Source organism: Rufibacter sp. JT3400010 (genome assembly GCF_054956755.1).
This window is the reverse complement of the sequence record NZ_JBUDXA010000010.1, coordinates 104,878-128,271: the sequence shown is the minus strand read 5'-3', so window position 1 is coordinate 128,271 and position 23,394 is coordinate 104,878. Positions and strand designations below refer to the sequence as shown.

26 protein-coding genes are annotated in these 23,394 nt (G+C 51.4%); 17 read left to right on the top strand and 9 right to left on the bottom strand.

The genetic code is table 11. From position 1 onward, the window contains the following. Positions 1-4: 4 nt before the first annotated feature. Positions 5-703 (top strand): SIR2 family NAD-dependent protein deacylase, encoded by a 699-nt coding sequence (locus tag ACY0JR_RS11805; RefSeq protein WP_462634292.1) that lies wholly within the window; start codon positions 5-7, stop codon positions 701-703. 390 nt (positions 704-1,093) lie between these two features. On the opposite strand, the gene menC is transcribed toward ACY0JR_RS11805, so the two are convergent. Further along, a complete protein-coding gene (menC, locus tag ACY0JR_RS11800) occupies positions 1,094-2,170 on the bottom strand; it encodes an o-succinylbenzoate synthase (RefSeq protein ID WP_462634291.1) in 1,077 nt (358 codons plus the stop codon). Between the two features lie 78 nt (positions 2,171-2,248). Here menC and egtB point away from each other — a divergent pair, with 78 nt between their 5' ends. The 5 genes from egtB (at position 2,249) to ACY0JR_RS11775 (ending at position 7,886) form a co-directional block, all read left to right on the top strand. Then, the gene (gene egtB, locus ACY0JR_RS11795; protein ID WP_462634290.1) at positions 2,249-3,541 is read left to right on the top strand and encodes an ergothioneine biosynthesis protein EgtB; all 1,293 of its coding nucleotides are present in this window, start codon (positions 2,249-2,251) and stop codon (positions 3,539-3,541) included. 15 nt (positions 3,542-3,556) lie between these two features. Then, positions 3,557-4,567, top strand: coding sequence for an L-histidine N(alpha)-methyltransferase (egtD, locus tag ACY0JR_RS11790; protein ID WP_462634289.1), 1,011 nt, complete (start codon positions 3,557-3,559; stop codon positions 4,565-4,567). A 145-nt stretch (positions 4,568-4,712) separates the two neighbouring features. Then, on the top strand, positions 4,713-5,807 hold the full coding sequence (locus ACY0JR_RS11785) for a pyridoxal phosphate-dependent aminotransferase (RefSeq protein WP_462634288.1): 1,095 nt from the start codon (positions 4,713-4,715) through the stop codon (positions 5,805-5,807). Positions 5,808-5,939: 132 nt separating this feature from the next. Further along, the gene (locus tag ACY0JR_RS11780; RefSeq protein ID WP_462634287.1) at positions 5,940-7,274 is read left to right on the top strand and encodes an MATE family efflux transporter; all 1,335 of its coding nucleotides are present in this window, start codon (positions 5,940-5,942) and stop codon (positions 7,272-7,274) included. A gap of 66 nt (positions 7,275-7,340) precedes the next feature. Next, positions 7,341-7,886: a DUF922 domain-containing protein gene (locus ACY0JR_RS11775; RefSeq protein WP_462634286.1), complete on the top strand. Its 546-nt coding sequence runs from the start codon at positions 7,341-7,343 to the stop codon at positions 7,884-7,886. Between the two features lie 296 nt (positions 7,887-8,182). On the opposite strand, the gene ACY0JR_RS11770 is transcribed toward ACY0JR_RS11775, so the two are convergent. Then, entirely contained in the window at positions 8,183-9,721 is a 1,539-nt protein-coding gene (locus tag ACY0JR_RS11770; protein WP_462634285.1) for an FAD-dependent oxidoreductase, read from the bottom strand. Between the two features lie 141 nt (positions 9,722-9,862). On the opposite strand from ACY0JR_RS11770, the gene ACY0JR_RS11765 reads away from it, so the two are divergent. Then, complete coding sequence (locus ACY0JR_RS11765) at positions 9,863-10,201, top strand: tRNA-binding protein (RefSeq protein WP_462634284.1); 339 nt, start codon at positions 9,863-9,865, stop codon at positions 10,199-10,201. Here ACY0JR_RS11765 and ACY0JR_RS11760 read toward each other — a convergent pair. Continuing rightward, a complete protein-coding gene (locus ACY0JR_RS11760; protein ID WP_462634283.1) occupies positions 10,194-10,664 on the bottom strand; it encodes a DUF4296 domain-containing protein in 471 nt (156 codons plus the stop codon). The genes ACY0JR_RS11765 and ACY0JR_RS11760 overlap by 8 nt on opposite strands. A gap of 51 nt (positions 10,665-10,715) precedes the next feature. On the opposite strand from ACY0JR_RS11760, the gene ACY0JR_RS11755 reads away from it, so the two are divergent. The 5 genes from ACY0JR_RS11755 to ACY0JR_RS11735 all read left to right on the top strand — a co-directional run bounded on the left by ACY0JR_RS11755 (position 10,716) and on the right by ACY0JR_RS11735 (position 14,828). Next, the gene (locus ACY0JR_RS11755) at positions 10,716-11,597 is read left to right on the top strand and encodes a DUF58 domain-containing protein (protein ID WP_462634282.1); all 882 of its coding nucleotides are present in this window, start codon (positions 10,716-10,718) and stop codon (positions 11,595-11,597) included. A 132-nt stretch (positions 11,598-11,729) separates the two neighbouring features. Beyond that, a complete protein-coding gene (locus ACY0JR_RS11750; protein ID WP_462634281.1) occupies positions 11,730-12,656 on the top strand; it encodes a hypothetical protein in 927 nt (308 codons plus the stop codon). Beyond that, the gene (locus ACY0JR_RS11745) at positions 12,637-13,686 is read left to right on the top strand and encodes a VWA domain-containing protein (RefSeq protein ID WP_462634280.1); all 1,050 of its coding nucleotides are present in this window, start codon (positions 12,637-12,639) and stop codon (positions 13,684-13,686) included. Before ACY0JR_RS11750 ends, ACY0JR_RS11745 begins: the two co-directional genes overlap by 20 nt. A gap of 53 nt (positions 13,687-13,739) precedes the next feature. Next, entirely contained in the window at positions 13,740-14,423 is a 684-nt protein-coding gene (locus tag ACY0JR_RS11740; RefSeq protein WP_462634279.1) for a YggS family pyridoxal phosphate-dependent enzyme, read from the top strand. Between the two features lie 27 nt (positions 14,424-14,450). Next, positions 14,451-14,828: a DUF423 domain-containing protein gene (locus ACY0JR_RS11735; protein ID WP_462634324.1), complete on the top strand. Its 378-nt coding sequence runs from the start codon at positions 14,451-14,453 to the stop codon at positions 14,826-14,828. A gap of 90 nt (positions 14,829-14,918) precedes the next feature. Here ACY0JR_RS11735 and ACY0JR_RS11730 read toward each other — a convergent pair whose 3' ends face one another. From ACY0JR_RS11730 to ACY0JR_RS11720, 3 genes are read right to left on the bottom strand one after another with little or no spacing between them, the layout of a single operon-like run. Next, entirely contained in the window at positions 14,919-15,356 is a 438-nt protein-coding gene (locus ACY0JR_RS11730; RefSeq protein WP_462634278.1) for a DUF1573 domain-containing protein, read from the bottom strand. 42 nt (positions 15,357-15,398) lie between these two features. After that, positions 15,399-16,826: an ATP-dependent DNA helicase gene (locus ACY0JR_RS11725; protein WP_462634277.1), complete on the bottom strand. Its 1,428-nt coding sequence runs from the start codon at positions 16,824-16,826 to the stop codon at positions 15,399-15,401. Positions 16,827-16,828: 2 nt separating this feature from the next. Next, a complete protein-coding gene (locus ACY0JR_RS11720) occupies positions 16,829-17,284 on the bottom strand; it encodes a PaaI family thioesterase (protein ID WP_462634276.1) in 456 nt (151 codons plus the stop codon). Between the two features lie 37 nt (positions 17,285-17,321). Here ACY0JR_RS11720 and ACY0JR_RS11715 point away from each other — a divergent pair, with 37 nt between their 5' ends. Beyond that, positions 17,322-17,807 (top strand): NUDIX domain-containing protein, encoded by a 486-nt coding sequence (locus tag ACY0JR_RS11715; protein WP_462634275.1) that lies wholly within the window; start codon positions 17,322-17,324, stop codon positions 17,805-17,807. A 388-nt stretch (positions 17,808-18,195) separates the two neighbouring features. Here the strand turns inward: ACY0JR_RS11715 and ACY0JR_RS11710 are convergent, their stop codons facing one another. Together ACY0JR_RS11710 and ACY0JR_RS11705 are read right to left on the bottom strand one after the other, a co-directional pair. Further along, a complete protein-coding gene (locus tag ACY0JR_RS11710) occupies positions 18,196-19,146 on the bottom strand; it encodes an aldo/keto reductase (protein ID WP_462634274.1) in 951 nt (316 codons plus the stop codon). A 115-nt stretch (positions 19,147-19,261) separates the two neighbouring features. Beyond that, positions 19,262-19,894, bottom strand: coding sequence for an NAD(P)H-dependent oxidoreductase (locus tag ACY0JR_RS11705; protein WP_462634273.1), 633 nt, complete (start codon positions 19,892-19,894; stop codon positions 19,262-19,264). Between the two features lie 123 nt (positions 19,895-20,017). Here ACY0JR_RS11705 and ACY0JR_RS11700 point away from each other — a divergent pair, with 123 nt between their 5' ends. Next, entirely contained in the window at positions 20,018-20,383 is a 366-nt protein-coding gene (locus tag ACY0JR_RS11700) for a winged helix-turn-helix transcriptional regulator (protein WP_462634272.1), read from the top strand. A 42-nt stretch (positions 20,384-20,425) separates the two neighbouring features. On the opposite strand, the gene ACY0JR_RS11695 is transcribed toward ACY0JR_RS11700, so the two are convergent. Next, entirely contained in the window at positions 20,426-21,688 is a 1,263-nt protein-coding gene (locus ACY0JR_RS11695; protein WP_462634271.1) for a dicarboxylate/amino acid:cation symporter, read from the bottom strand. A gap of 215 nt (positions 21,689-21,903) precedes the next feature. On the opposite strand from ACY0JR_RS11695, the gene parS reads away from it, so the two are divergent. The 3 genes from parS (at position 21,904) to ACY0JR_RS11680 (ending at position 23,296) form a co-directional block, all read left to right on the top strand. Then, the gene (gene parS, locus ACY0JR_RS11690; RefSeq protein ID WP_462634270.1) at positions 21,904-22,341 is read left to right on the top strand and encodes a type II RES/Xre toxin-antitoxin system antitoxin; all 438 of its coding nucleotides are present in this window, start codon (positions 21,904-21,906) and stop codon (positions 22,339-22,341) included. After that, positions 22,338-22,799, top strand: coding sequence for an RES family NAD+ phosphorylase (locus tag ACY0JR_RS11685; RefSeq protein WP_462634269.1), 462 nt, complete (start codon positions 22,338-22,340; stop codon positions 22,797-22,799). Before parS ends, ACY0JR_RS11685 begins: the two co-directional genes overlap by 4 nt. A gap of 146 nt (positions 22,800-22,945) precedes the next feature. Beyond that, complete coding sequence (locus ACY0JR_RS11680; protein ID WP_462634268.1) at positions 22,946-23,296, top strand: hypothetical protein; 351 nt, start codon at positions 22,946-22,948, stop codon at positions 23,294-23,296. The last annotated feature ends 98 nt before the right edge of the window (positions 23,297-23,394 follow it).

Genomic DNA, 23,394 nt, shown 5'->3' with positions numbered 1-23,394 from the left:
ACCCATGAAACAGAAAATTGTGGTCTTGACCGGTGCCGGAATCAGTGCCGAGAGTGGGTTAGCGACTTTTAGGGATGCGAACGGCCTGTGGGAAGGACATGATGTGATGGCAGTAGCTTCGCCGGAAGGTTGGCAACGGGACCCTGCATTGGTGCTGGAGTTCTATAATCAGCGCAGAAAAAGCGCCCTAGGGGTTGAACCCAACGCAGCCCACAAAGCACTGGTAGATCTGGAGCAGAAATTTAAAGTGCGCATCATCACCCAGAACGTGGATGATCTGCACGAAAGAGCCGGTTCCTCCCATATTCTGCACCTGCACGGGAAACTGTTTGAAAGCCGCAGTACCAAAGACGAGAACCTGGTTTACCCTATGCAAGGCTGGGAGCTTAATGTAGGCGATCTCTGCGAGAAAGGGTCACAACTCAGGCCCAACATTGTTTGGTTTGGCGAGGCGGTTCCCCTCATAGAACAGGCCGCCGAGGAAACCATGACCGCCGATTACCTGCTCATCATTGGGACTTCCCTGCAAGTGTACCCGGCAGCGGGTCTACTCTCCTACGCCCCGCATGACACGCCCATTTACCTCATTGACCCCAATACTCCGGCCGTACCTTCCAGAAGAAACATCACCCTTATTCAGGAAAAAGCAACGGTAGGCGTTCCCGCGTTGGTCAAGAAGCTAATGGAAGAAGCTTCTGTTTAGGGGCTGGTTTTCAGAAAGTAGGCAAAAAAGAAAGACAACACTGTAAGCAAGATACCACCTTCCGTTAAGTAAATTCACTCATTCTTCCCTATTAAACCTTTCCTCTTTGTCATCTTGGAAAGATCTTGTGGGCGAACTAGAAAAGCGTTGAAAAAGAGCTATTACCGTTCGCCCACAAGATCCTTTCAGGATGACAAAAGAGAAGTAATTAAAAAAGAAGTAATAGTAAAGCTGTTACAAAATCCTGCTCGTGTTCCCCGGCGAGTCTGGAGACTCGCTTCATCCCTAGTCACGAGACTGGAGTCTCGCGCCAGTTTACTTTTAAGTTAGATTTTTAAAAACTAGCCCTGAACGCAACTCACTCACTCACTCACTCACTCACTCACTCACTCACCCCGGTAATTCCCAGGTTTTATCTGGGTTATACCACAGTTCTTCTCCCCTGATCTCCAGTGGCGAGGCGAAGTTGTTGTGGTACAATTGGCCGGTTCCTAGTCCTTGGGGCAAGGGGTTTCCGCGGTCGGCGGCAAACTGGGCGATGGCGTTCAGGCCGATGTTGGATTCCAGCGCCGAGGTGAGCCACCAGTCAATGCCTAAGGTGGAGGCCATCTGGATCCATTCGCGGCTGCTGATGAGTCCTCCCACCAGGGTTGGTTTGATGATGATGTACTGCGGCCGTATTTTGTTCAGCAGGTTCCACTTGGTCTCTTCGCCGTTGAGGCCGATCAGTTCTTCGTCCAGCGCAATAGGAATAGGCGAAACTTCGCACAAGGTTTGCATGGCATCGGCCTGGCCCGGTTTGATGGGCTGTTCAATGGAATGGATGTGGTATTGGGCCAGTTGCCGGAGTTTCTCTTCGGCATCAAAAGCAGAAAAAGCGCCGTTGGCGTCTAACCGAAGCTCCAGTTCCTCGGGGCTAGCCACACTTCGTATTTCCCGTAGAATCTTCAGTTCCTGGGCAAAGTGAAGGCCGCCAATCTTCAGCTTAAGGCACTTGAAACCCTGCTCCATCTTCTTTTCAATCTGCTCCCGCATGAATGCCGGGTCACCCATCCAGATAAGGCCATTGATTCTGATGCCTTCTTCTGACCGCGAGAACGCATTTTTGTAGAGAATACGGTTGGCGCCGCGCAGGTAATCAATCCAGGCGGTTTCAGAGGCAAAGCAGATAGACGGCCATTGTACCAGAGAATTCCAGAAGTTTGCTCCTTCTTCTCCGTTAGGGTCTTCAATGCGCAGTGTATTATAATGGAGGCAGATGCTTTCCAGCAGCAGGTGAAAATCTGGGGAGTAATCTGTGCTGAGGCCCGGCAGCGGCGAGCATTCTCCCCAGCCCTGCACCTGTGGGTTATTCGTATGGTGCAGCCGCAGATAATGGGCCTGGTGGGTCTTCATAGCACCGCGCGACGTGCGGGCGTCAAATTTAAAGGCAAGTTCCCTGCTGAAAGGTGTTAAGACGAAGGGCATAGAAGGCGGATAGAGCAAGTGAAGGTACAACCTTTCGGGGTAAAAGCAGTTTAGAAGGGGTAAATACGTAGAAACCACATGTCACGCTCTACTTCTCCCAATCCTCAGAATTTGTCTCGCCGCTACCAACACATACGGGCCCAGACCGAAAAAATATGCGCTCCGCTTACCCCCGAAGATTCCGTAATGCAACCCATGGCAGATGTGAGTCCGCCCAAATGGCACCTGGGGCACACCACCTGGTTCTTTGAGACCTTTATCCTGGCTCCGCATTTAGCTGGTTATGAGGCTTTTCATCCGCAGTATGCTTTTCTGTTCAACTCATACTACAACAGCATGGGCAGCCGCATTGCTCGGTCAGACCGCGGCACGTTATCCCGTCCACCGCTGGAAGACATTTACACTTACCGCCGCCACGTAGACAAAGGAATGCAGCGGTTGCTCTCAGATGAACAGTTGCTACAGGATGCTTCGCTTGCCGCCGTGCTAGAACTAGGCTTGCAACATGAACAGCAGCACCAGGAATTATTGGTCACCGATATCAAATACATTCTGAGCTGCAACCCCTTACTCCCTGTATATTTTTCCAAACCCAACGCTGTTTCAGGTGCCTTATTGAGAAATCAGCCCGAAAACGAGTGGTGCACCGTACCGGCGGGCCTATACACCATCGGCTTTCAGGGCGAAGGCTTCTGTTTTGACAATGAATTGCAGGCCCACCCGGTGTACGTACCAGAATTCCAGGCCCGCCGGTTGTTGGTGACCAATGCAGAATACCTCAACTTTATAGAAGCAGGCGGCTACGCCGATTTCAGATATTGGCTGGACGAAGGTTGGCAACTCAGTCAGCAACAACAGTGGCAGGCCCCGCTGTACTGGCTGAAACAGGAGAATGAATGGTGGCACTTCACTATGCATGGATTAGAGAAAATAGACCCGGAAGCTCCCGTCACCCACATCAGTTTCTATGAGGCTTTGGCTTACGCCACCTGGTCGGGTCACCGGCTCCTCACCGAATTTGAGTGGGAGGCCCTGGCGCAGCGGCACGCACCTTCTGTCACCCAAGGTAATTTCATGGAAAGCGGCTTGTACCAGCCGGTGGCGGCCACGCAGGCAGAGGAGACACAACCAGTGGCGCAACTTTTGGGTACTACCTGGGAGTGGACGTATAGCGGCTATTTTCCGTATCCTGGGTTTGAAACGGCCCCCGGCGCCATTGGGGAATACAACGGGAAGTTCATGGTGAACCAGATGGTGCTCAGAGGCGGCTCCTGCGCCACGCCGCAAAGCCACATCAGACCCACGTACCGCAACTTTTTCCACGCAGACAAACGCTGGCAGTTCACCGGCATTCGGTTGGCCAAAAGATAAATGATAGCACACCCTATGAACTCTACTTCTACCAACAACAGCCTCATTGACTTGCTGCCTACCCGTCTGTCTGACGACACCGGACTGGCGCAGGATGTCTTGCAAGGCTTGAGCCAAAGCCCCAAAAAGCTCTCATCCAGATTCTTTTATGATGCGAAAGGCAGCCAGTTGTTCCAGCAGATTATGGAACTGCCCGAGTATTACCTAACCAAACTGGAGCACCAGATTCTGTCAAAGCAACGGAAGGAAATCCTCTTCGCCATAGACACCCAGAAGCCTTTCCAACTGGTAGATTTAGGGGCCGGAGACGCGTACAAAACCAAACTGCTGCTCTCTGAACTGGTAGCGTCCAAGGCGAATTTCTCCTACGTTCCGCTGGATATTTCCGAAGACCAACTCAGCCTGCTGCTGGAAGATATGCACCACCGCTGGCCCTCTTTACCGGTAAAAGCCTTAGCCGCCGAATACTTCCAGGGCTTGGAATGGCTCAACCAGAATGAACGGCAGCGCAAAGTGGTACTGTTCCTGGGCTCCAACATCGGGAACTTTGATGTGCCGGAGGCGAAGAACTTTCTCTGTACCCTTCGGCAAAGCCTGAACCCCGAGGATTCTTTGCTTTTGGGCTTAGATTTGAAAAAAGACCCTGAAAAGATACGGCGCGCCTATGATGATGCCGCCGGGGTCACCTCGGCCTTTAACCTGAACCTGCTGCACCGCATCAACAAAGAACTCCACGCCGACTTCGACCTAGACGAGTTCCAGCATTTTGCCGAATATGACCCGCTGGAAGGCACCATGCGCAGTTTCCTGATCAGCCGAAAAGCCCAGGAGGTACACATTGGTACCCTCAATCAGACCTTCCACTTTGAGGCTTGGGAAGCCATCCATACGGAGAACTCCTACAAATTCTCTCTGAAACAAGTGGAGGAAATGGCTCAATCCTGTGGTTTCACCGTGCAAGACGTATTCACAGATTCCAGCCACGGCTTCGCCGATGTGCTGCTGCGGCCAATAGAATCAAAATAAATGTAGGGGCAATTCCTGGTGGTTGACCTATTCTATCTCCCAGAAAAAGTACGGACAGGTCGCGACCTGTCCTACGATAGCAGATAACACGCATCAGTGCAACCATCAGGAAAGCCCTTACATTGAAACAGTAACACTCCAAACTATGGACATCATACCGTTGCATTTAGGCGTGAGTCATTTCCACACTCCTGCCGTGGCTGTAGAAGCCATGCAGGAAGCGGTCACGCAGCACAACACCTTCTACGGACCCAATGAGGGTCTTCCCGAACTTAGGTACGCGTTGGCGCAACGGTACCTTGAAGACGAGGGCGTACCAATTCCCGCCGAGCAGATTCTGATCACCCACGGGGCTAAACACGCCATTCACCTGTACCTCCAAAGCCTGCTGCACCCCGACGATGAAGTGGTGGCCCTGGCTCCTTACTGGTTTGCGTTTCCTGAGTTAATTCGGCAAAGTGGCGGAAAACTGGTCACCGTTCCGGCCAACCCCGCACAGGAATACGCCTTGGATGTGGAGAGCCTTCGGCAGAAAATCACCCCAGACACCAGACTGCTTATTCTCATCAATCCGGGAAATCCCACCGGAAAAGTGTACTCCCTGGAAGAACTGCAAAAGGTAGCCCAACTGCTGGAAGAATTTCCCAACCTGCACCTGCTCTCTGATGAAATCTACGATGGGCTGAGCTATGGAGGTCCCGTCACCAGCTTTTTACGCTTTGAACATCTGCGCGATAGAGTAGCCGTGGTCAATGGTTTCTCCAAGTCCTTTGCCATGTCTGGCTGGCGGATTGGGTACCTGATTGCACCTTTTCCCCTGCTACTGAAAGCCACTGACCTACAGCGGAAACTCATCTCCGGCGTGTCCCCGTTTCTGCAAGCCGGAGCGGCGGCAGCCACGCGGCAACGACACGCCATTTGGAAACAATTCAAGGCAGACCTGGAACCCAAACGGCAACGGGTAATTAAAGAACTGGAACAGATGCCCAACCTGAAATTCACCGTTCCGGATGCTGGTTATTATTTCACCCTACAGGTAGACGGCTGCTTGCGTCCTCAGAATTCGGTTTCTCCTTTCCAGTTGGTGGAGGAATGGGCCGCGGCACTTAAAGATCAGGTAGGGCTGGAAGTGCTGTGTGCTACCAACATGGGCATGCCCGGCGCGGTCAGAATGTCGTTTGCTTTGCCAGACGAAATCCTGGAAAGTGTGCTGCTTCGGCTCAAGGCCTTTGTTTCTTAGCGGTTTTGACAAAAGCAAGCGTGAAACGAGCTGGCAGATTTCAGGCCGGGTACCCTGTTGGAAAGGTTTTAGGTTCACTTCACCAGAAAGAGAAAAAAGCCGTACCTTTGCAGGCTTTAAAAAAATCTGCCCGTGATCTTCTCTGCCCTTTACCGCGAACATTATAAAAACACTTTCTGGCTGGCCTACCCCGTAGTATTGAGTCAGTTGGGCCATATTCTGGTGAGCGTGGCAGACAGCGTGATGGCGGGCAGAATAGGCACCACGCAGTTGGCAGCGGCCTCGCTGGGAAACAGCATCTTTACCATTACGCTGGTGTTCGGACTGGGTATTTCTTTCAGTATTACACCATTAGTGGCGCGCGCCGACGGCCGGAAAAACTACACCCGCATTGCCTTGGTGCTGCTGAACGGCCTCATCCTGAACACGGTCATGGGCGTACTGCTGTTTCTGGCTTTCTGGGGCCTTTCGCCGCTTATTGCGTTCCTGAATCAACCCGAGGAAGTGGTGCGGCTGGCCATTCCGTACGTGAATATCCTGTTTCTGTCCATGGTGCCGCTTATGGTATTTCAGGCGTTCAAGCAATTTGCCGAAGGCCTTTCGCTCACCAAGCAGTCTATGTACATCTCCATCTTCGCCAACGTGGTAAACGTGGGGCTGAACTACGTGCTTATCTACGGAAAGCTCGGCTTACCTGCCTTGGGCTTGAACGGGGCGGCCTGGGCCACGCTCATTTCGCGGGTACTAATGGCCATCATCATGGCGGCGTTCATTCTTTATTCCCGTCGGTTTGCCCGCTATCGCCAGTACCTGAAACTGCAACATATCTCCTGGACGCACATGGCCCGCATGTTCAAGATTGGCTTGCCTATTTCCTTGCAGATGATCTTTGAGATGGGGGCGTTCAGCTTCTCGGCGGTAATGATTGGCTGGGTAGGCGCACGCGACCTGGCATCGCACCAAATTGCCCTCAACGTAGCTTCCGTGACGTACATGATGGCCAGCGGAATATCGGCGGCCGCTACCATACGGGTAGGTAAACTGCGGGGCTCCGGCGATTTACACGGAGCGCATGTTGCCGGGCACAGCAGCCTTGTGTTGGGCGCTCTGTTCATGGCGGCCAGTGCCACTGTCATCATTCTTTGCAAAGACCTTATCCCCCACTTCTATGTAAAAGACGTGGCCGTGCACGCATTAGCGTCCAAGTTGCTCATTATTGCGGCCGTTTTCCAGTTGTCTGACGGGGTGCAGGTAGTGGGTTTGGGCGCGCTGCGCGGACTGGAAGACGTGAAAGTGCCCAGCATGATTTCCTTGTTCTCTTACTGGCTGGTGGCTCTGCCCATAGGGTTTGCCTTGGGTTTCTGGCTGGGCTTGGGGGCAGTGGGCGTTTGGCTGGGGCTGTTTACCGGCTTAACCATTGCGGCTTTGTTGTTGTTTTTCAGGTTTAAGAAATTGAGTCCGCAATAATTTTTTTATAACTTAGTTGTGAGAGAAGAAACTCCTTTTGCCTAGGAGCGTGTTACCGCAGCAGCTATGTCATTTCTATTCTTACCCCTCTGGATAAGTGCGCTGTTTTTCGCCCCTTTTCCAGAAACCAAGCCTACAACGGTTGCCCTGAATAACATCCCCTGGACGGTGCAGAAGCGCCTCACCTGGGACGATTTTGCCGGTGACCCCGCGCCTACCAACAAACACCACGCCCTCACCTCCACCAACATGGAGATGAAAGTGAAGTGCGAGAACAACCAGTTGAAGTTTAAAGTAGAGGCCGTGTTCAACCCGAAGGAATCCTGGACCCGGAACAAAACCTCCGTGCTGCTACTGGCCCATGAACAACTTCATTTTGACTTGACGGAGCTGCACGCCCGCCTGCTGCGCAAGCGCCTGGCCGAACTCCCCAATGCCTGCAACCGCGGCGCCGCCGACCTGAACAAGTATGCCAACGAAGCCTTCAACAACTGGCACAAAGAGCAAGACCTCTATGACGCAGAAAGCCGCCATGGATTAGACAAAGACCAGCAAGCAGAATGGATTGCCTCGGTTGAAGTTCGGCTGAAGCAGCTAGAAGCTTATAAGTAGTTGTTAGTTTTCAAGAAGCCATTTTCGCCGTTGTTGGTGTTATCACCAATAACATTTTCTCAGTCTGGTTTGATGCTAGTTTTGAGAAGGGAGCCGATAAAGGATTGTTGGTGAGATCACCAACAATGGTGCGCATTCGAATGAAGACTTTTCATGGTAATTTGGCATAGCTTTTAGTTAGCTTTCATAAAGCCATTATACGGGAAGAGCTTGGCAGAATCAGACCTGCCAAGCTCTTCCCGTATTTCATTTTAGCTCTCTTTTCAGAAAACCATCTAAAAACTGAAAACCCACCACTACAACTTCTCCAAATCTCTGGAAGCCGGGCCCGCTACTACTTTTCCGAAGGGGTCAAAGCGAGAGCCATGGCAAGGACAGTCCCAAGAGTTTTCCAGGTTGTTCCAGTGCACAATGCAGCCTAAGTGCGTACACACCGCCGAGCATTCATGGCGGGTGCCCTGGGCATCACAGTAGACCGCTACTTTGCCAGCCCCTTTCTGAACCACCATGCCGGTGCCCGGAGCAATAACTTCTTCCTCTTTGTGCCCCGGTTTCACCCAGTCCAGGTACTGACCGGCTACGTTGAGGTTTTCTTTCAGGAATTCTTTGGCGGTGTCGGTGGAGAACGTCACACGACCGGGGTCATACAGCAGTTCCCAGGGGTTAACGCGCTCACAGATTAAATCGGTAATGAGAATACCGGCAATGGTACCGTGGGTCATGCCGTGGCCGGAGTCGCCGGTGGCGATGTAGACGTTCTTGCTGTCACCCGGATTCCGGCCGATGAAACCCATGTAGTCAACCGGTTCCATGACCTGGCCAGACCAGCGGAACACCACGTCCTGCACCATCGGGAATTTTTTGCGGGTCCACTCTTCCAAGCAGTCAAACCGTTCGCTTTCGTCGCCGTTGCTCTGTCCGGTTTTATGGTCTTCACCACCCACTATCAAAATCTCAGAGGTCATGTTCTCTTCGCCGGCAACGGTGCCCAGGCGCACATAATGGTACGGATCAGAATCGTCCCAATACAGGGCGTTAGGTACGCTGCCGGTGGGTACGCGCGCGCCAATTACGTAGGTGCGGTAGGGGGCTTGTTTGGTGTGCATGGTCACCATGTCATTGACCGGTGAGTTGGTGCAGACCACCAGATGGTTGGCAGATACGGCAAAACCGGCATCTGTGATGGCGCGGTGCACGGTGCCGGTATCGAATTCCTTGACGTGGCTGTTGGTGTAAATCTCTCCGCCGTGTTCCAGAATGTAGCGGCTGAGAGCGGCCAGATATTTCACGGGGTGGAACTGCGCTTGGTGCGCGAACTCCAGACAAGGACCTTCACTCACGCTGAGCAAAGGACAGTGCTTTAGTTTTACAACGTCTTTGATGCCTAACTCCCTGCAGGCATTGAGCTCTTCGTCCAGTTGGCTTTCTATATCTGTAGCGCCCAGAAAAAGATAGCCCGGCACATATTCAAAATCACACTGGATATTCTCATCTTTGACTATCTGTTCAATTTTACGGATTGCGTCGCGGTGGCTTTCATAGGCCAGCAGCGCCTGCGCTTTGCCGAACACTTTAATCAAGGTAGAGAAACGGTCGTCCAGGGCCCAGGAAAGGTGCGCCGTAGTACGACTGGTTTCGCCGCCGCAGATTTCCCCCGCATCCAGGACCACTACCTTCTTGCCTTCTTTGCAAAGCAAATAGGCCGTGGTGAGACCAGAAATTCCCGCTCCTACCACACACACATCGGCGGCAATATTGTTGGCAAGCGTTTGGGTAAAGGGCATCTCTACGCCCGGTTGCCAAACCGATAAAGTAGTACCTGTATTGTTTTTCATAGTTTGTGAGTTACTGAATGGAAGCCATTCTTCTGTAGAACAGCCTCTTTGGATACGCGGGCTTGCCGGAGAGGTTTCTACGGAGCATCTTCCGTATTTGTCCCTTTTAAACAGAGTCCTTATCTTGAACCGCAAAAAAACATGGAAAACAAAATTACCTGGGAGCAATTTACGGCCGTAGAACTACGCGTGGGCACCATTGTGCGGGCAGAAGCTTTCCCCGAGGCACGTAAACCAGCCTATAAACTGTGGGTAGACTTGGGAGAACTGGGAATCAAGAAATCAAGCGCCCAAATTACGCGGCGCTATACGGTAGAAGAAGTAGTGGGGCAACAAGTCATCTGCGTCACCAATTTTCCTGTAAAGCAGATTGGTCCTTGGCTTTCTGAGGTGCTGGTAACGGGTTTTGAAGACGAAGAAGGAAATATTGTGCTCTCTCAGCCGCAGGCGCAAGTACCTAACGGCAAGCGTCTTATCTGATCATCCTTTTCACTTTACTTTGAATAAATTTCAAAGAATCTTCCATGGGCATTTTCCTGAATTTGCTTAGAACTGCCTTGGTGGTGTCTGGGACAATTTTGACAGAATCCTGCGCAGCTACTTTAGAAGTCAGTTTCGCTTCGCGCAAGCTCAGGCTATCCAAGACATCTTCATAGATCTTGTCTAGTGTAGCGGGGGTTGATAGATAAAAGTCGTAGCTGTGTTTGAAGGCACTATCTGAGACGGCGTGGCGTTTTAAGATAAGTTTGTGGGCATCGCGGTACGCCACCCGGGAGGTGTCATAGTTTTGAATGGTGCGGCCAATGGCGGCCTCGGTGAGGTGAACGTCTATCATGATCTGGGTCATCTTCTCCTCAGAAATCAAATCTTGCGGTTTCTCGGGCTCAGGGGTACAGGCCAGCAGCACCAGCGGAAGGAAAAGGAGACACAAACGTTTTTTCACGCGGTTGTTGTAAGTTTGGGTAATGGAAACGGGGCGCAAATCTCAGCAGGTATGAAAGACTTGGTCAGGAAGCTACGAAAGTACGAGATACAGATTAGAAAGGCAATTGACGCCCAAATGCAGGGCGACTTCAAATCTGTCTTCAAAAGCTCTGGCCTGGAGTTCGATGACGTGCGGGCGTACCAGTACGGCGATGATGTGCGCTCCATAGACTGGAACGTATCTGCCAAGGGCCATGGTACATTTGTGAAGACCTACCGCGAAGAAAAAGAGCAGAACGTGTTCCTGCTGCTGGACGTGAGCGGTTCCCATGCGCTGGGCACCCCGGGGGAGCAGAAGATGGACATTGGCAAAGAGATTGGCGGCATTCTGGCGTTATCTGCCATAAAACAAGGCAGCCAACTGGGCATGATCTGCTTCTCTGACGGCAAAGAGCGTTACCTCAAACCCGGCAAAGGCAACGAACACGCTTACAGCCTCATCAAAACGCTGGCGGAACTGCAGCCCCAATCTCTGAAGACCAACATTGGTGCCGGTATCAAACTGTGCCTGAACGTGGTCAAGCGCAAAAGCATCATCATCCTGATTTCTGATTTCATTGACCTCCATTACGAGCGCGAACTCATTATGCTGGCCAAAAAGCACGACCTCATTGTGCTGCAACTCATGGACAAACGCGAGATTGATTTTCCTAAACTGGGCATTATTCCGCTGCAGGACAAAGAAACCGGCAAAACCATCTGGGTGAATACGTCTTCCAAGGAGTTCAGGGAACAGTACCTGCTCCCGTACGCCCAGAATCAGGAACGGCTGGCCAAGCTCTGTCGCCAGTACCAAGCCGATTTCCTGCCCATTTTTGTGGAGCAGGATTACGTGCCCCAATTGGTGCATTTGTTTAAGGCCCGAAACAAGATTATGAAACGCAGCTCCTAAGCTTACTGTCGGTTTAAAGGCTATTTTTACCAAACTGAACCCGAAACCGTTTTCCGGCTTCGGTCTTTGACAAACCATCATGCCTGCCAAAGTAAGACCTTGAATCTGGTAGGCTGAACTGAAACTTTGAATTTGCTTTCACTCCTAAAAAAAACAGGCTGGCTTTTCTTTTGTCTGCTGCCATTTTTCGCCCAAGCCCAGTTTCCTGCCATTGCGGTAGAGGGTTTTTTCCTGCGCGATTCTGTGGAACTAGGTCAGGCTGTGAAATTCGTGCTGCTTTCCCGGCATGCACCTCAGGCCGAGGTGGTTTTTCCGGACACATCCGTAGTGTTCTCCCCTTTTGAAGTGGTCAGAAAAGACTTCTACCCTACCCGTACGGTGCAAGGCATCAGCACAGACAGCACCATTTACACGCTGCGCACCTTTAACCTAAAACCCGTACAAACCCTGCAGTTAACCGCGCAACTGTTCCACAACGGCGATACGCTGCAACTGACCACCGCCCGCGACACGGTGTTTCTGATCCAGAACGTAGCGGAAGTCACGGAGCCGCTGCCGCTGCAGTCTACTACGTTATTACAGCCTGTTCCGGAGGAATTCAACTATGTGTACTGGCTTTTGGGAGCCGTGGCCGCTGCTATTCTCATTGGCGGTATTTGGGGTATTTTCGGGAAAGGAATCAATTTACGCTACAAACTGTATGTGCTCCAGAAAGACCAGACGCAATTCCAATCCAGGTTTCAGACGTCCAGAGAGCGCTTTCTTAGAGGTAAAACCTTAGATCAACTGGAACGGGCTATCATTCTCTGGAAGAACTACTTAACCAAGCTGGAAGACACCGCCATTAACTCCTTCACCACCAAAGAGATTGTGACCTACTACGAAGAGGACGAGCGGGTGAGCAATGCCCTGAAAGTCTGCGACCGCGCCATCTACGGCAATATTATTTCAGACAAGGAAAGCGAAGAAACCGAATCATTGGGCCAATTAGCCGATTTTGCCGCCAGCCGCTATGTTTTAATCCGAGACTCCCTCCGCAATGTGGCAAACTCCCGCTGATTTTTCGTGGCTCAACTTGAGCTGGTTTTCCTGGCGTACCTGGCAATCGTTTGAATGGACCAACCCGGGCTACCTGTACGCGCTTCTGGCCGTTCCGCTGCTGTTCCTTTTGCGCTGGCTTTTGCACGTGCGGTTCCGGAAGAAAATGGACGTGGCCCTGTTTGAGGGAAGTTTTACCTGGCACTGGACCAGTATTCTGCGCTATATTCCAGATGTGTTTTTTGGGTTGTTTCTGATGCTGGTGTTGGTAGCACTGGCCCGTCCGCAAAAGACCGATGAAACGGTGGAGCTCTCCGCTGAAGGAATTGATATTGTACTGGTCATGGACGTGTCTGGCTCCATGGAATTGACCGATTTCCTCCCTAATCGGCTGGAAGCCGCCAAAAAAGTGGCCTTGCAGTTTGTGAACGGCCGGGTGCAGGACAGAATCGGGTTGGTGGTTTTCGCGGGCCGCGCCTTTTCTCTGGCTCCCCTCACCACCGACTATGAACTGATACGGGAAAGCATCAAAGGCATTCAACTGGGCATGGTTTCTGAAGACGGTACCGCCATTGGCAGCGCGTTGGCCGTGGCAATTAACCGCCTGCGCGATTCCAAAGCCAAGTCAAAAGTCTGTATTCTGATTAGTGACGGAGAAAACACTGCCGGAAGTCTTGACCCAGAACTGGCCGCCCAGTTAGCCCACGCCTTTCAGCTAAAGCTGTACACGGTGGGCATTGGGAAGGAAGGCACGGTGCTCATGGAAGCTGATTCTACCGGCCAGATGGTGTCTATCCAAACCGGGCTGGAGGAGAAAACGCTTCGGCAGCTGGCCTCTTTGTCTGAGGGGCAGTTCTTCCGGGCGCAAGACGCCAATGCGCTTTCCCAGATTTTTCAGCGCATCAACACCCTGGAGAAAACCGAGATAAAAGAAACCCGCTACCGCGATACCAAAGACTACTACCAGATATATTTGCGCTGGGCTATTGTGCTGCTGTTACTGTGGCTCCTGCTCAAGAACACCTTTTTCACCAATGCGTTAGAAGACTGACGGTAGTTGTTAGCTTCATGTAATACCGCTTGCCCTATTTTTCTTTCTTTATCATGACCATTCAAGAAAACATACAGGATTTCCAGAGAAGACTGCAGGGTACCAACTGCCAGTTGATTGCCGTTTCCAAAACCCACCCCGTAGAACTGATTCAGGAAGCGTATGATGGTGGGCAGCGGGCCTTTGGGGAGAACAAGGCGCAGGAAATGAAAGACAAACAACCGCAGCTTCCGGCAGATATTCAGTGGCACATGATTGGGCACCTGCAGACGAACAAGGTGAAGTACATTGCGCCGTTTGTGCACCTCATTCAGTCGGTGGACAGTTTGCGATTGTTGCAGGAAATCAACAAACAAGCCCAGAAACACAGCCGCGTCATAGATTGCCTGCTACAGTTCTATATTGCCGAAGAAGACACCAAATTCGGACTGGACTTAGAAGAAGCGAAGCAGATATTGAGTTCCGCAGAGTTTGTTTCGTTGCAGAACGTGCGTATTTGTGGGGTGATGGGCGTGGCTACTTTTACTGAAGACGAACAGCACCTACAGCGGGAATTCGCGCGTTTGCGCGGTTACTTCGAGGAGCTGAGAGCCGCATTTTTCAAAGAGGCTCCCCATTTCAAGGAAATCTCCATGGGCATGAGTTCAGATTACCAACTGGCCATTGCCGAAGGCAGCACCATGATACGGGTGGGCAGTGCTATCTTTGGCAATAGAAACTACGCCATAGCTCCTTAATTTTAACTTGATTTTCAGAAAATGACCATTAAAACGATATTGATTCTTGGTGCCCTCCTGAGTGGACTGGGCGTCATGATTGGGGCCTTCGGGGCGCACGGCCTTTCCAAGCTGTTAACTGAAACTGGCCGTACTGAGACTTTTGAGACCGCCGTAAAATACCAGATGTACCATGCCTTGGGCTTGTTGCTGGTAGGCATTCTGATGACGCAGTTCCCAGCCGCAACCGGCATGCGCTTCTCCGGGCTTTGCTTTCTGATAGGTATTCTGATTTTCTCCGGTTCTCTGTACATTCTTTGCCTCACCGGCATCAAATGGATGGGCGCTATCACGCCTATTGGCGGCTTGTTCCTGATTGGTGGCTGGCTGAATCTGGTGTGGGCTTTGGCGAAGCACCTTCGGTAAAATATCTACCATGTCACCAACTGAAAACGCCTCTCCTGCTTAGCAAGAGAGGCGTTTTAACGTTATTTTTAGTAAAACGTGCTTTAAACGCTAATTGACCGCAGTTACTAAAGTGGAAATAATGAACTGCGTATTGCCTTGGATGGCGTTTGACTCTACCGTAATGACTTTGTTCTGCTGCCCGCGTTTACCGGAGCTGTTGAATTTGGCCGTAATAGAAGCGGTTTCACCGGGAATCACGGGTGCTTTCGGGAAGTCGGTGGCGGTGCAGCCGCAGGTGGTTTTTACGTTGGCGATTATTAAAGGCAGGGTACCGTTGTTCGTGAACTTGAAGGTATGCTCCACCACATCGCCGGCTTTGATCTCGCCAAAATCGAACCGTTTCTCTTCAAACTGAATGGAAGGACCCACTGGGGTTGGAGCCGGAGCAGGTATAGGCGTCACGGCCTGCGTGGCGGTGGTGTCTTGCGCCATGACGGCAGTAGTCCCAAACAGCAGGAACAAAACGCCAAAGAATAATTTTTTCATATCTAATCAATAAAGTAAGCCAATCAGCAATAGCGAAGATACTCAATCTTCCACACGTTCGGGCGCGTTCTCCAGCAGTTTCTCGTTGAAGTTCACTAGAAACAACTGCTCAGACGCGCGGGTGGCGGCCGTATACAACCAGCGGGCGAACTCCTGGTTTACCAAATCATCCTTCAGGAAACCGTGGTCCACGAACACGGCCTGCCATTGGCCACCCTGGGCTTTATGACAGGTAAGCGCATAGGCAAACTTTACCTGCAAGGCATTCAGGTACTTGTCTTGCCGCATTTCCTGCGCCCGTTGCCGCTTGTTGTTGATGTGCTGGTAATCTAACAAAACCTGCTGGTACAACTCCTTGTTCTTGTCTGAGGGCAACGCCGGTGCCTCTGAATACAAGGTATCCAGCATGATTTTGGTGTCCAACTCTTCCTCGTTGGGATAATCCACAAACCGGATGCGCACATCCGCGAAGCGCAGGCCGTACATTTCTTCATAGCGAATAATCTTGGTAATCTCTACGAAGTCACCGTTGGCCATAAACCCGATACTGGAGTCTTTGGGCAGCCAGGTGTAGTTGTTGCGCACAATCATGAGGTAATCGCCTACCCCAATCTCGTCTTCGGAAAAGAAAATCTGCCGCCTGATGTGCTGGTTATAGAGGTTGGCGGTTTTGTTGGAGCGGCAGATAACGGTGGTGTTGTCAATCCCGAATTTATCATAAGCGTAGCGCAGGCCGTCTTCCAGTTTATCGCCGCGCATGGAGAAGATATCGCGGTAGCCACGGGTTCTGAAAGCTAGTTCCGGTTCTTCTTTCAAGAGCTCATTGCGCAAGCGGGTGGCGTTCATGAGAATGCCAGATTCTTCGGCTTGCCGCATCACCTGCCGCATCTCCATCTCGTGCACGTGGCAACTGAAATTACTTTGCAGATAAGCCGCATCCAGAGACGGACTGATGGTCTGGTTCACGGGCGGCAACTGGGCGGTGTCGCCAATGAGCAGCAGTTTGTTGCTGGGCTTCTCAAACACGTAACCCAATAAATCTTGCAACAGCCCGCTGTCGCCAAACGCTTTGTCGTCTGAAATCATGGATGCCTCATCCACAATGTAAATTACCTGCTCGCTCTTGTTAGGCTGGCGCGAAAAAGCCAAACCGTCTGAATACGGGTTAGCGGTCTGTTTGTAGATTTTCTTGTGGATGGTAGACGCCGGCTTGGCCGAATACGTGGACATAACCTTGGCCGCCCGTCCGGTGGGGGCCAGCAGTACATATTTATACCCGAAGCTGTTCAGGATTTTCACCAACGCGCTCACCACCGTGGTTTTACCGGTACCGGCGTACCCTTTGAGCAGGAACACCTCCTTAAGGCCCGTGCGGCGCATGATAAACTGGTCCAGTTTCCTGAAAAGCTGGTCCTGGTCTTGGGTGGGTTCAAACGGGAAATTCTTGCGGAGCGCTTCGGCTGGGGTCATCTTTAGTTCTGAGGATTAGCGGCTTCGGGAGCTAAAATAGCCATGGTAGCCGAGGCTTTGGCGATGAGTTTTTTCTCACCCTGCCCATCTATACTAAAAATTTCTGCCTCACAAAAGTTCAACTTCCGGCCTTGTTTCAGGACCCAGCCTTTGGCAAAAAGCGCGGTGCCCACGCCAGGGTTCAGGTAAGAAATCTTTAAATCGGCGGTGACCACGTGTTGGTCGGCGGGCACCAGCGTGACCACGGCAAAGCCCATCACAATGTCGGCCAGCGTAGCGATTACGCCGCCGTGGGCGAAACCTTTGTTCTGTTTGTGCTTTTCTTCCAGGGTTAATTGGCCTTCAATCAGCCCAATTTCTACCGTTTCTATTTTAAAACCCAGCAAATGCATGTAAAATTGCCGCTGAAGTTTTTCTATCACCGTATCCTTAAATTCTGGATTGTACGTTTTTAGCATCTGGCAAAAGTACTGCCTTAGGCGCGTCCCCACAACTATGGAGAACATTCACCCGCTTGCGGAACCTTACTCAAATAAAACCAGAACCCGCGTGTGCGGACTTTTGGTACTAGAAGACAAATTACTCCTGGCCCGCCACAAAGCTGCCTTCGGCGATGGTAACTTCTGGATGCCCCCCGGCGGCGGATTAAACTATGGCGAAAAAATAAAAGACTGCCTCAAACGCGAGTTCCAGGAAGAAACCGGCTTGGAGGTGGAAGTGGGCCGGTTCCTGTATCTGAATGAATTCCTCCGCCCGCCGCTGCATGCCCTTGAGCTTTTCTTCGAGGTAAAACTAGTACAAGGCACCCTCGCCCTCGGCTCTGATCCTGAACATGAGCCGCACGCCCAACTGCTGGAAGAAGTAAAGTTTCTGGGAATTAGGGATATGTTCCAACTGCAGCGCGAGGAACTGCATCCTATTCTGCACGCTCTGGTCAATCTGGATGATTTGTTTATCCCGCGGCAGATTTTTTTGGATTAGTCTTTCCGTTTGGGGTTGTTTTTCTAAAAACGTGCTCAAAACGGCACTGGAACTTCATCATTTCCACCAATGATGTGAAGTGCGCCATATATTCTCTCAGATATCAGGAATTCCACTATAGAGAGCAGAAATACATATCTTCTCCCTCGCTCGCCTCTGGCGAGTGTGAGCTACTTTCGGCCTCCGGCCGAGTCATGGAAAATCTGTACGGCATATTAATTTAGCGGCGGGACGCCGCAGGTAACTCACACTCGCCAGAGGCGAGCGAGGGAGAGGGATTGCTATTAAGCAAAACAACTGCAATCTTATAAAAAGCGATTCCCTGTTTCGGGGTCGATTTACGAAAAACAGCCCGAAACAGGGAATAAAGCATCTAGAAACTTCTTGCCTAATAAGCACTGGCTTGGTCTAATGCAGAGATATCTTCCTGGCTTAATTCTAATTGCGCCGCTTTGGTTAAATCCTGCAATTGCTCCAGGCTGGTGGCGCTGGCGATGGGCGCGGTGATGCTGGGGCGGGCCATGAGCCAGGCCAGAGACACCTGCGCGGGATTGGCGTTGTGTGTGGCGGCTACTTGGTCTAAGGCGGAAAGAATGCTGTAGCCGCGTTCGTTCAGGAAGCGTTTTACGCCACCGCCGCGCTGGCTTTTGTTTAAATCTTCCTCAGAACGGTACTTGCCTGTCAGGAATCCGCTGGCTAGGGCGTAATAACAAATCACGCCAATGCCTACTTGTAAGCACAACGGCTCCAGTTCCGCTTCAAAGTCCTGGCGGCTGTAGAGGTTGTATTCGGGTTGCAGGCTCTGGTAGATGGGGAAGTTGTGATGCTTGCTCACGTCCAAAGCTTGTTTCAAACGATCAGCTTTGATGTTGGAGGCCCCAATGGCGCGGACTTTGCCTTGCTGAATCAGTTGTTGGTAGGCTTCCAGCGTTTCCTCAAACGGGGTGCTTTCATCATCTACGTGCGACTGGTAGAGGTCGATGTAATCGGTTTGGAGGCGGCGCAAGGATTCTTCTACGCGGCTCATGATGTAGTCTTTTTTCAGGCCTTTCTGGTTAGGGCCTATTTCCCAGCCTACTTTGGTGGCGATGACCACTTTCTCGCGGTTGCCGCGCGACTTGAGCCAATTCCCGATGATGGTTTCTGACTCGCCGCCGGTGTTGCCAGGTACCCAAACGGAGTAGCCATCGGCGGTGTCAATGAGGTTGAAACCGGCATCGGTGAAGGCGTCTAATAATTGAAAGGAAGTTTTCTCATCAATGGTCCAGCCGAACACGTTGCCGCCGAAAGCCAGCGGGGCTACTTCTAATCCGGATTTCCCGAGGGTGCGTTTTTTCATGGTGTTTATAAAAACGGGTAAGAATTGAAAAGGAACAGAAACCCGTGCGGCAGCTTGTGTTTTTCTGCGCAACACGAGTTTCCTAAAGCTTTATTCTTTATATAAAATAAATTGGTTACGCCACGTGCACGAAAAAATCCTGGGCCGGACGGCGCACTTTCTTAGCCTTGGCCAGTACGTCTTTGGTTTCATCGCGGTAGCCCAGGGCCAGCAAGGCCACACTCCGTAGCCCTTTTTCGCGCAAACCAAGCAGTTCATCCAGCGCAGCCGGGTTGAAACCTTCCATAGGCGTGCCGTCTACCCGCTCGGTAGCGGCGGCGGCCAGTCCCGTTCCTAAGGCGATGTACGCTTGCTTGGCCGCCCAGTTGAAATTCTCCTCGGGGGTTCTGCTTTTAATTAAGTTGTTGATGCTGGCTGCAAAACCGGTTAACGTTTCAATACCCACGCCTCTTTCAGACGCAATCTGGTTCATGTAAGCAGTCACCTGCTCCTCGGTCAATGTATCCCAGGCGGCGAAAATGAGCAGATGCGACGCCTCCACAATCTGGGGCTGGTTGAAGGCCACGGCCTGAATCTGTTTCCTGACTTCGGGGTCTTCCACCACTACTACACTATAGGGCTGAAAACCCATGGAGGAAGCCGAAAGCCGGATGGCTTCCAGGATAGTGTCTAATTTCTCTTGCGGGATCTTCTCTCCCGTCATGCGTTTGGTGGCGTAGCGCCAGTTCAAGCCCTGTAGTATGTCCATCTTTTCTGCTTTTAAAAATATATGTTAGTACGTTAGTTGTATAAACAAATTTACGTACCTTTGGTTTCTAATAGATACTGGTTTACGTTTGTATACTAGTATACACCGTGAAATCACACAGATATGGAAGCAGTTATCACCCAAGAACGCAACTTGTGCATCACGCACATTCTTCCCATTAGAGATGCATTGGACATTTTAAGCGGAAAATGGAAAATCCCGATTATTGTGGCCCTTTGCGTACACAAAAGACGCTTTAAAGAACTGCACCGCGATGTGCAGGGTATCACGGCCAAAATGCTCTCCAAGGAACTGAAAGAGCTGGAAGTGAATAAACTGGTGAAACGCACCGTGCATGACACCTCGCCGGTTACCGTGGAATATTCCATCACCGAGTACGGCCACAGCCTCACCCCGGTCATCAACGAACTGCGCGACTGGGGCATGAAGCACCGCGACAAGATCATCTACCACCCAGAGGAAGTATAACGTTTCGGGGCCGTTTTCCTAAAAACGGTCCCGAAACGCCTTTTACCCGATTAACTTTTTGGCCTGCTCCAGGTCTATCTCCTTTTCCCACTTCGCCACGAAAAGGGTAGCCACGGCATTGCCGATGAGGTTGGTGAGCGCGCGCGCCTCGCTCATGAAGCGGTCTATGCCCAGAATCAGCGCTAGTCCGGCTACGGGAATGTTGCCTACTACCGGCAACGTAGCCGCTAACGTGATAAATCCGCTGCCCGTCACTCCGGCAGCGCCTTTGGAGGTGAGCAACAGCACCAGCAGCAAGGTGAGTTGGTGCCCGAAATCCAGTGGCGTATCGGTGGCCTGCGCCACAAACACTGCGGCCATGGTGAGGTAAATGGAGGTTCCGTCCAGGTTGAAGGAGTAGCCGGTGGGTACCACTAATCCTACCACTGGTTTGGCGCAGCCTACCCGTTCCAGTTTTTCCATGAGGCTGGGCAGCGCCGCTTCTGAGGAAGAGGTACCCAGCACAATCAGGAGTTCTTCTTTGAGGTAGCGCAGCAGCTTGAAGATACTAAAACCCATCAGTCTCATGACCGTGCCCAACACCAGTACCACAAACAGCACGCAGGTCAGGTAAAAAGCGCCCATCAACTGCCCCAACGAACCCAGCGAAGCCAACCCGTACCGCCCAATGGTGTAGGCCATCGCGCCCAGCGCACCCAGCGGCGCTACTTTCATGATGATATGGATCACGGCGAACAACGCGTTGGCAATGGACTGAATAGCCGTGTACACCGGCCTTCCTTTCTCGCCTATTTTTGACAAACCGAACCCGAACAGGATAGAGAAAAACAGAATCTGCAGCAGATCGCCTTTGGCGAGGGCGTCTATGATGTTGTTGGGGATGAGGTGCATGAAAAAGCCCAGGGCACCGGAGTTATCGGCGTGCTCGCCGGCGCTGGTCATGGAAGAAAGCGCATCGGTGTCCAGGCTGGCGGCGTTTACGTGCATGCCTGCGCCGGGCTGCAACAGGTTTACCACCAACAAGCCCAAGAGCAAAGCCACCGTGGTGAGCACTTCGAAATAAAGCAGCGCCTTCACGCCTACCCTACCCACCTGCTTCATGTCCTGCATGCCGGCAATGCCCGTCACAATGGTGCAGAACACCACCGGCCCGATCATCATTTTAACCAGCTTGATAAAGGCATCGCCGAGCGGTTTCAGTTGCACGGCCAGATCTGGCATGAAGTGGCCCAAGGCTACGCCGATGACGATGGCCGTGATGACTTGTAGGTACAGACTTTTATAGAGCGGTTTCTTTCTAATCATAATGAAGGCGCAAGTGGCGGGGCAAGGATAAGCAGAATTGGGAGAAGGTGCAAAAATGTCCTTCTATACTGTATTCACTGTTTTGGGGTTGTTTCTCTAAAAACAGGCGTTAAACAGCTTCTTCTTTCTCTGGCCACTTTATGGTTATCTGCTTCCAGCAAACTTAATCAGGACAACTGTCGTTTATTTAAAGACAATTGTTATCTTTGACTTACATGACTACTCCTATGGCTGCGTTGAACCTTGAAACCCATCTTTCCAATACGACAGTAGATGACCGCGACATTCTGTTGCTGGTGCAAACGGTTCGGCAGGGCATCAAGTACCCGCTCTTCGTAAAGATTGCGAGTCAGAGTCCGTTTAACCTTAGTGAGTGGTCTGTGTTTCTGCATTTATCTGAGCGCACCATTCAGCGGTATAAAAAAGAGAAGAAGACCTTTGACCCTATCCATTCTGAGAAGATTCTGGAAGTGACTTTGCTTTATAAGCGCGGCACCGAGGTCTTTGGCAATGATGAAAGCTTCAATGCCTGGCTTGAGGCGAAGAATGTGGCCTTGGGCGGCATCACTCCCAAAAGCCTGCTGGATACCACCTTCGGGATTAGCCTGCTCAAAGACGAACTCACGCGTATTGAACACGGCGTGCTGGCATGAGGGTGTACCGCCTGAGCAAAGGCCTATACAAAAATGACCTCTCGGGCCGTGGAGCCGAATTGGCGGGCGGCCGCTGGAACAGCAAAGGCACCGCCCTGCTCTACACCTGCGAATCGCGCGCGCTCTGCACCACTGAGATTGCCGTGCACACGCCCCTCGGCATTGTGCCCGCCGACTACTGGCTCATTACGCTGGAAGTACCCGATGACCTCCTGCTCACCCACATACCACCCGACCAACTGCCGGAAGACTGGCGTTCTTTCCCCCACCCCAATGCCACCCAACTTATAGGCGATGCCTTTGTGCAGGAAAGCCGTTTTGTGGGCATGAAAGTCCCCTCGGCCGTAGTACAAGGCGACCACAACTACCTGTTCAATCCCCGCCACCGCGACTTCTCCCAAGTGCAACTACTGGCCTCTGAGCCCTTCCCTTTTGACGCCAGATTGTTTGTGAAGTGAGATTGGTAAATTGGTGGTATTTACTACCTTAGAGAGATTGCTCGGTGGTATATTGTCTGTTCACATTAACAACTCACCTGCGCACATAGGGCTGAAAAGTGTAGGTGGTGCATAAATACAGTAGTTGTGCGTAATTAATAGTAAAAGTGTTCAATATTAAAGAAAAGCTGACAATTGAAGATGTTCAACTCTGGATGGATGGAGGAACGGTAACTTTAATTTTACAAGACCAAAGTTCTCAAACTTGCAAGATTGAGTTTGTTCAGAAAGTAGCTTTAAAAAGGTATGACAACCTTCCCCGACCAGGAAGCCTTTTGTTAAACAGAAAAGAAGTTGAAGTAAGGTCGGAAACTGAAAAAGAGATACTTATTGCAGTTCAACGAGCTGATTGGGGAACAGGCATCATGGAGAAGGAAAAAGATGCTCTCAAAAGGATAATAGAAGATTGCATCAACTTCATCAAATCAGATTATTATATTTCCTTAGCTAAGAAATAAAGATAAATAACTCCGAACAACAAGGTGTATACGGCATCTTGGCCGACGGCCTCCGCCGCCGTATACACAGGTCCATTAGGCGTAATTAAATTAAAAAT

Coding starts and splice junctions, on each gene's coding strand:
- ACY0JR_RS11805 (WP_462634292.1), top strand. CDS start 5: ATGAAACAGAAAATTGTGGTCTTGACCGGTGCCGGAATCAGTGCCGAG.
- menC (WP_462634291.1), bottom strand. CDS start 2,170: ATGCCCTTCGTCTTAACACCTTTCAGCAGGGAACTTGCCTTTAAATTT.
- egtB (WP_462634290.1), top strand. CDS start 2,249: ATGTCACGCTCTACTTCTCCCAATCCTCAGAATTTGTCTCGCCGCTAC.
- egtD (WP_462634289.1), top strand. CDS start 3,557: ATGAACTCTACTTCTACCAACAACAGCCTCATTGACTTGCTGCCTACC.
- ACY0JR_RS11785 (WP_462634288.1), top strand. CDS start 4,713: ATGGACATCATACCGTTGCATTTAGGCGTGAGTCATTTCCACACTCCT.
- ACY0JR_RS11775 (WP_462634286.1), top strand. CDS start 7,341: ATGTCATTTCTATTCTTACCCCTCTGGATAAGTGCGCTGTTTTTCGCC.
- ACY0JR_RS11770 (WP_462634285.1), bottom strand. CDS start 9,721: ATGAAAAACAATACAGGTACTACTTTATCGGTTTGGCAACCGGGCGTA.
- ACY0JR_RS11765 (WP_462634284.1), top strand. CDS start 9,863: ATGGAAAACAAAATTACCTGGGAGCAATTTACGGCCGTAGAACTACGC.
- ACY0JR_RS11755 (WP_462634282.1), top strand. CDS start 10,716: ATGAAAGACTTGGTCAGGAAGCTACGAAAGTACGAGATACAGATTAGA.
- ACY0JR_RS11745 (WP_462634280.1), top strand. CDS start 12,637: ATGTGGCAAACTCCCGCTGATTTTTCGTGGCTCAACTTGAGCTGGTTT.
- ACY0JR_RS11740 (WP_462634279.1), top strand. CDS start 13,740: ATGACCATTCAAGAAAACATACAGGATTTCCAGAGAAGACTGCAGGGT.
- ACY0JR_RS11730 (WP_462634278.1), bottom strand. CDS start 15,356: ATGAAAAAATTATTCTTTGGCGTTTTGTTCCTGCTGTTTGGGACTACT.
- ACY0JR_RS11725 (WP_462634277.1), bottom strand. CDS start 16,826: ATGACCCCAGCCGAAGCGCTCCGCAAGAATTTCCCGTTTGAACCCACC.
- ACY0JR_RS11720 (WP_462634276.1), bottom strand. CDS start 17,284: ATGCTAAAAACGTACAATCCAGAATTTAAGGATACGGTGATAGAAAAA.
- ACY0JR_RS11715 (WP_462634275.1), top strand. CDS start 17,322: ATGGAGAACATTCACCCGCTTGCGGAACCTTACTCAAATAAAACCAGA.
- ACY0JR_RS11710 (WP_462634274.1), bottom strand. CDS start 19,146: ATGAAAAAACGCACCCTCGGGAAATCCGGATTAGAAGTAGCCCCGCTG.
- ACY0JR_RS11705 (WP_462634273.1), bottom strand. CDS start 19,894: ATGGACATACTACAGGGCTTGAACTGGCGCTACGCCACCAAACGCATG.
- ACY0JR_RS11700 (WP_462634272.1), top strand. CDS start 20,018: ATGGAAGCAGTTATCACCCAAGAACGCAACTTGTGCATCACGCACATT.
- ACY0JR_RS11695 (WP_462634271.1), bottom strand. CDS start 21,688: ATGATTAGAAAGAAACCGCTCTATAAAAGTCTGTACCTACAAGTCATC.
- parS (WP_462634270.1), top strand. CDS start 21,904: ATGACTACTCCTATGGCTGCGTTGAACCTTGAAACCCATCTTTCCAAT.
- ACY0JR_RS11685 (WP_462634269.1), top strand. CDS start 22,338: ATGAGGGTGTACCGCCTGAGCAAAGGCCTATACAAAAATGACCTCTCG.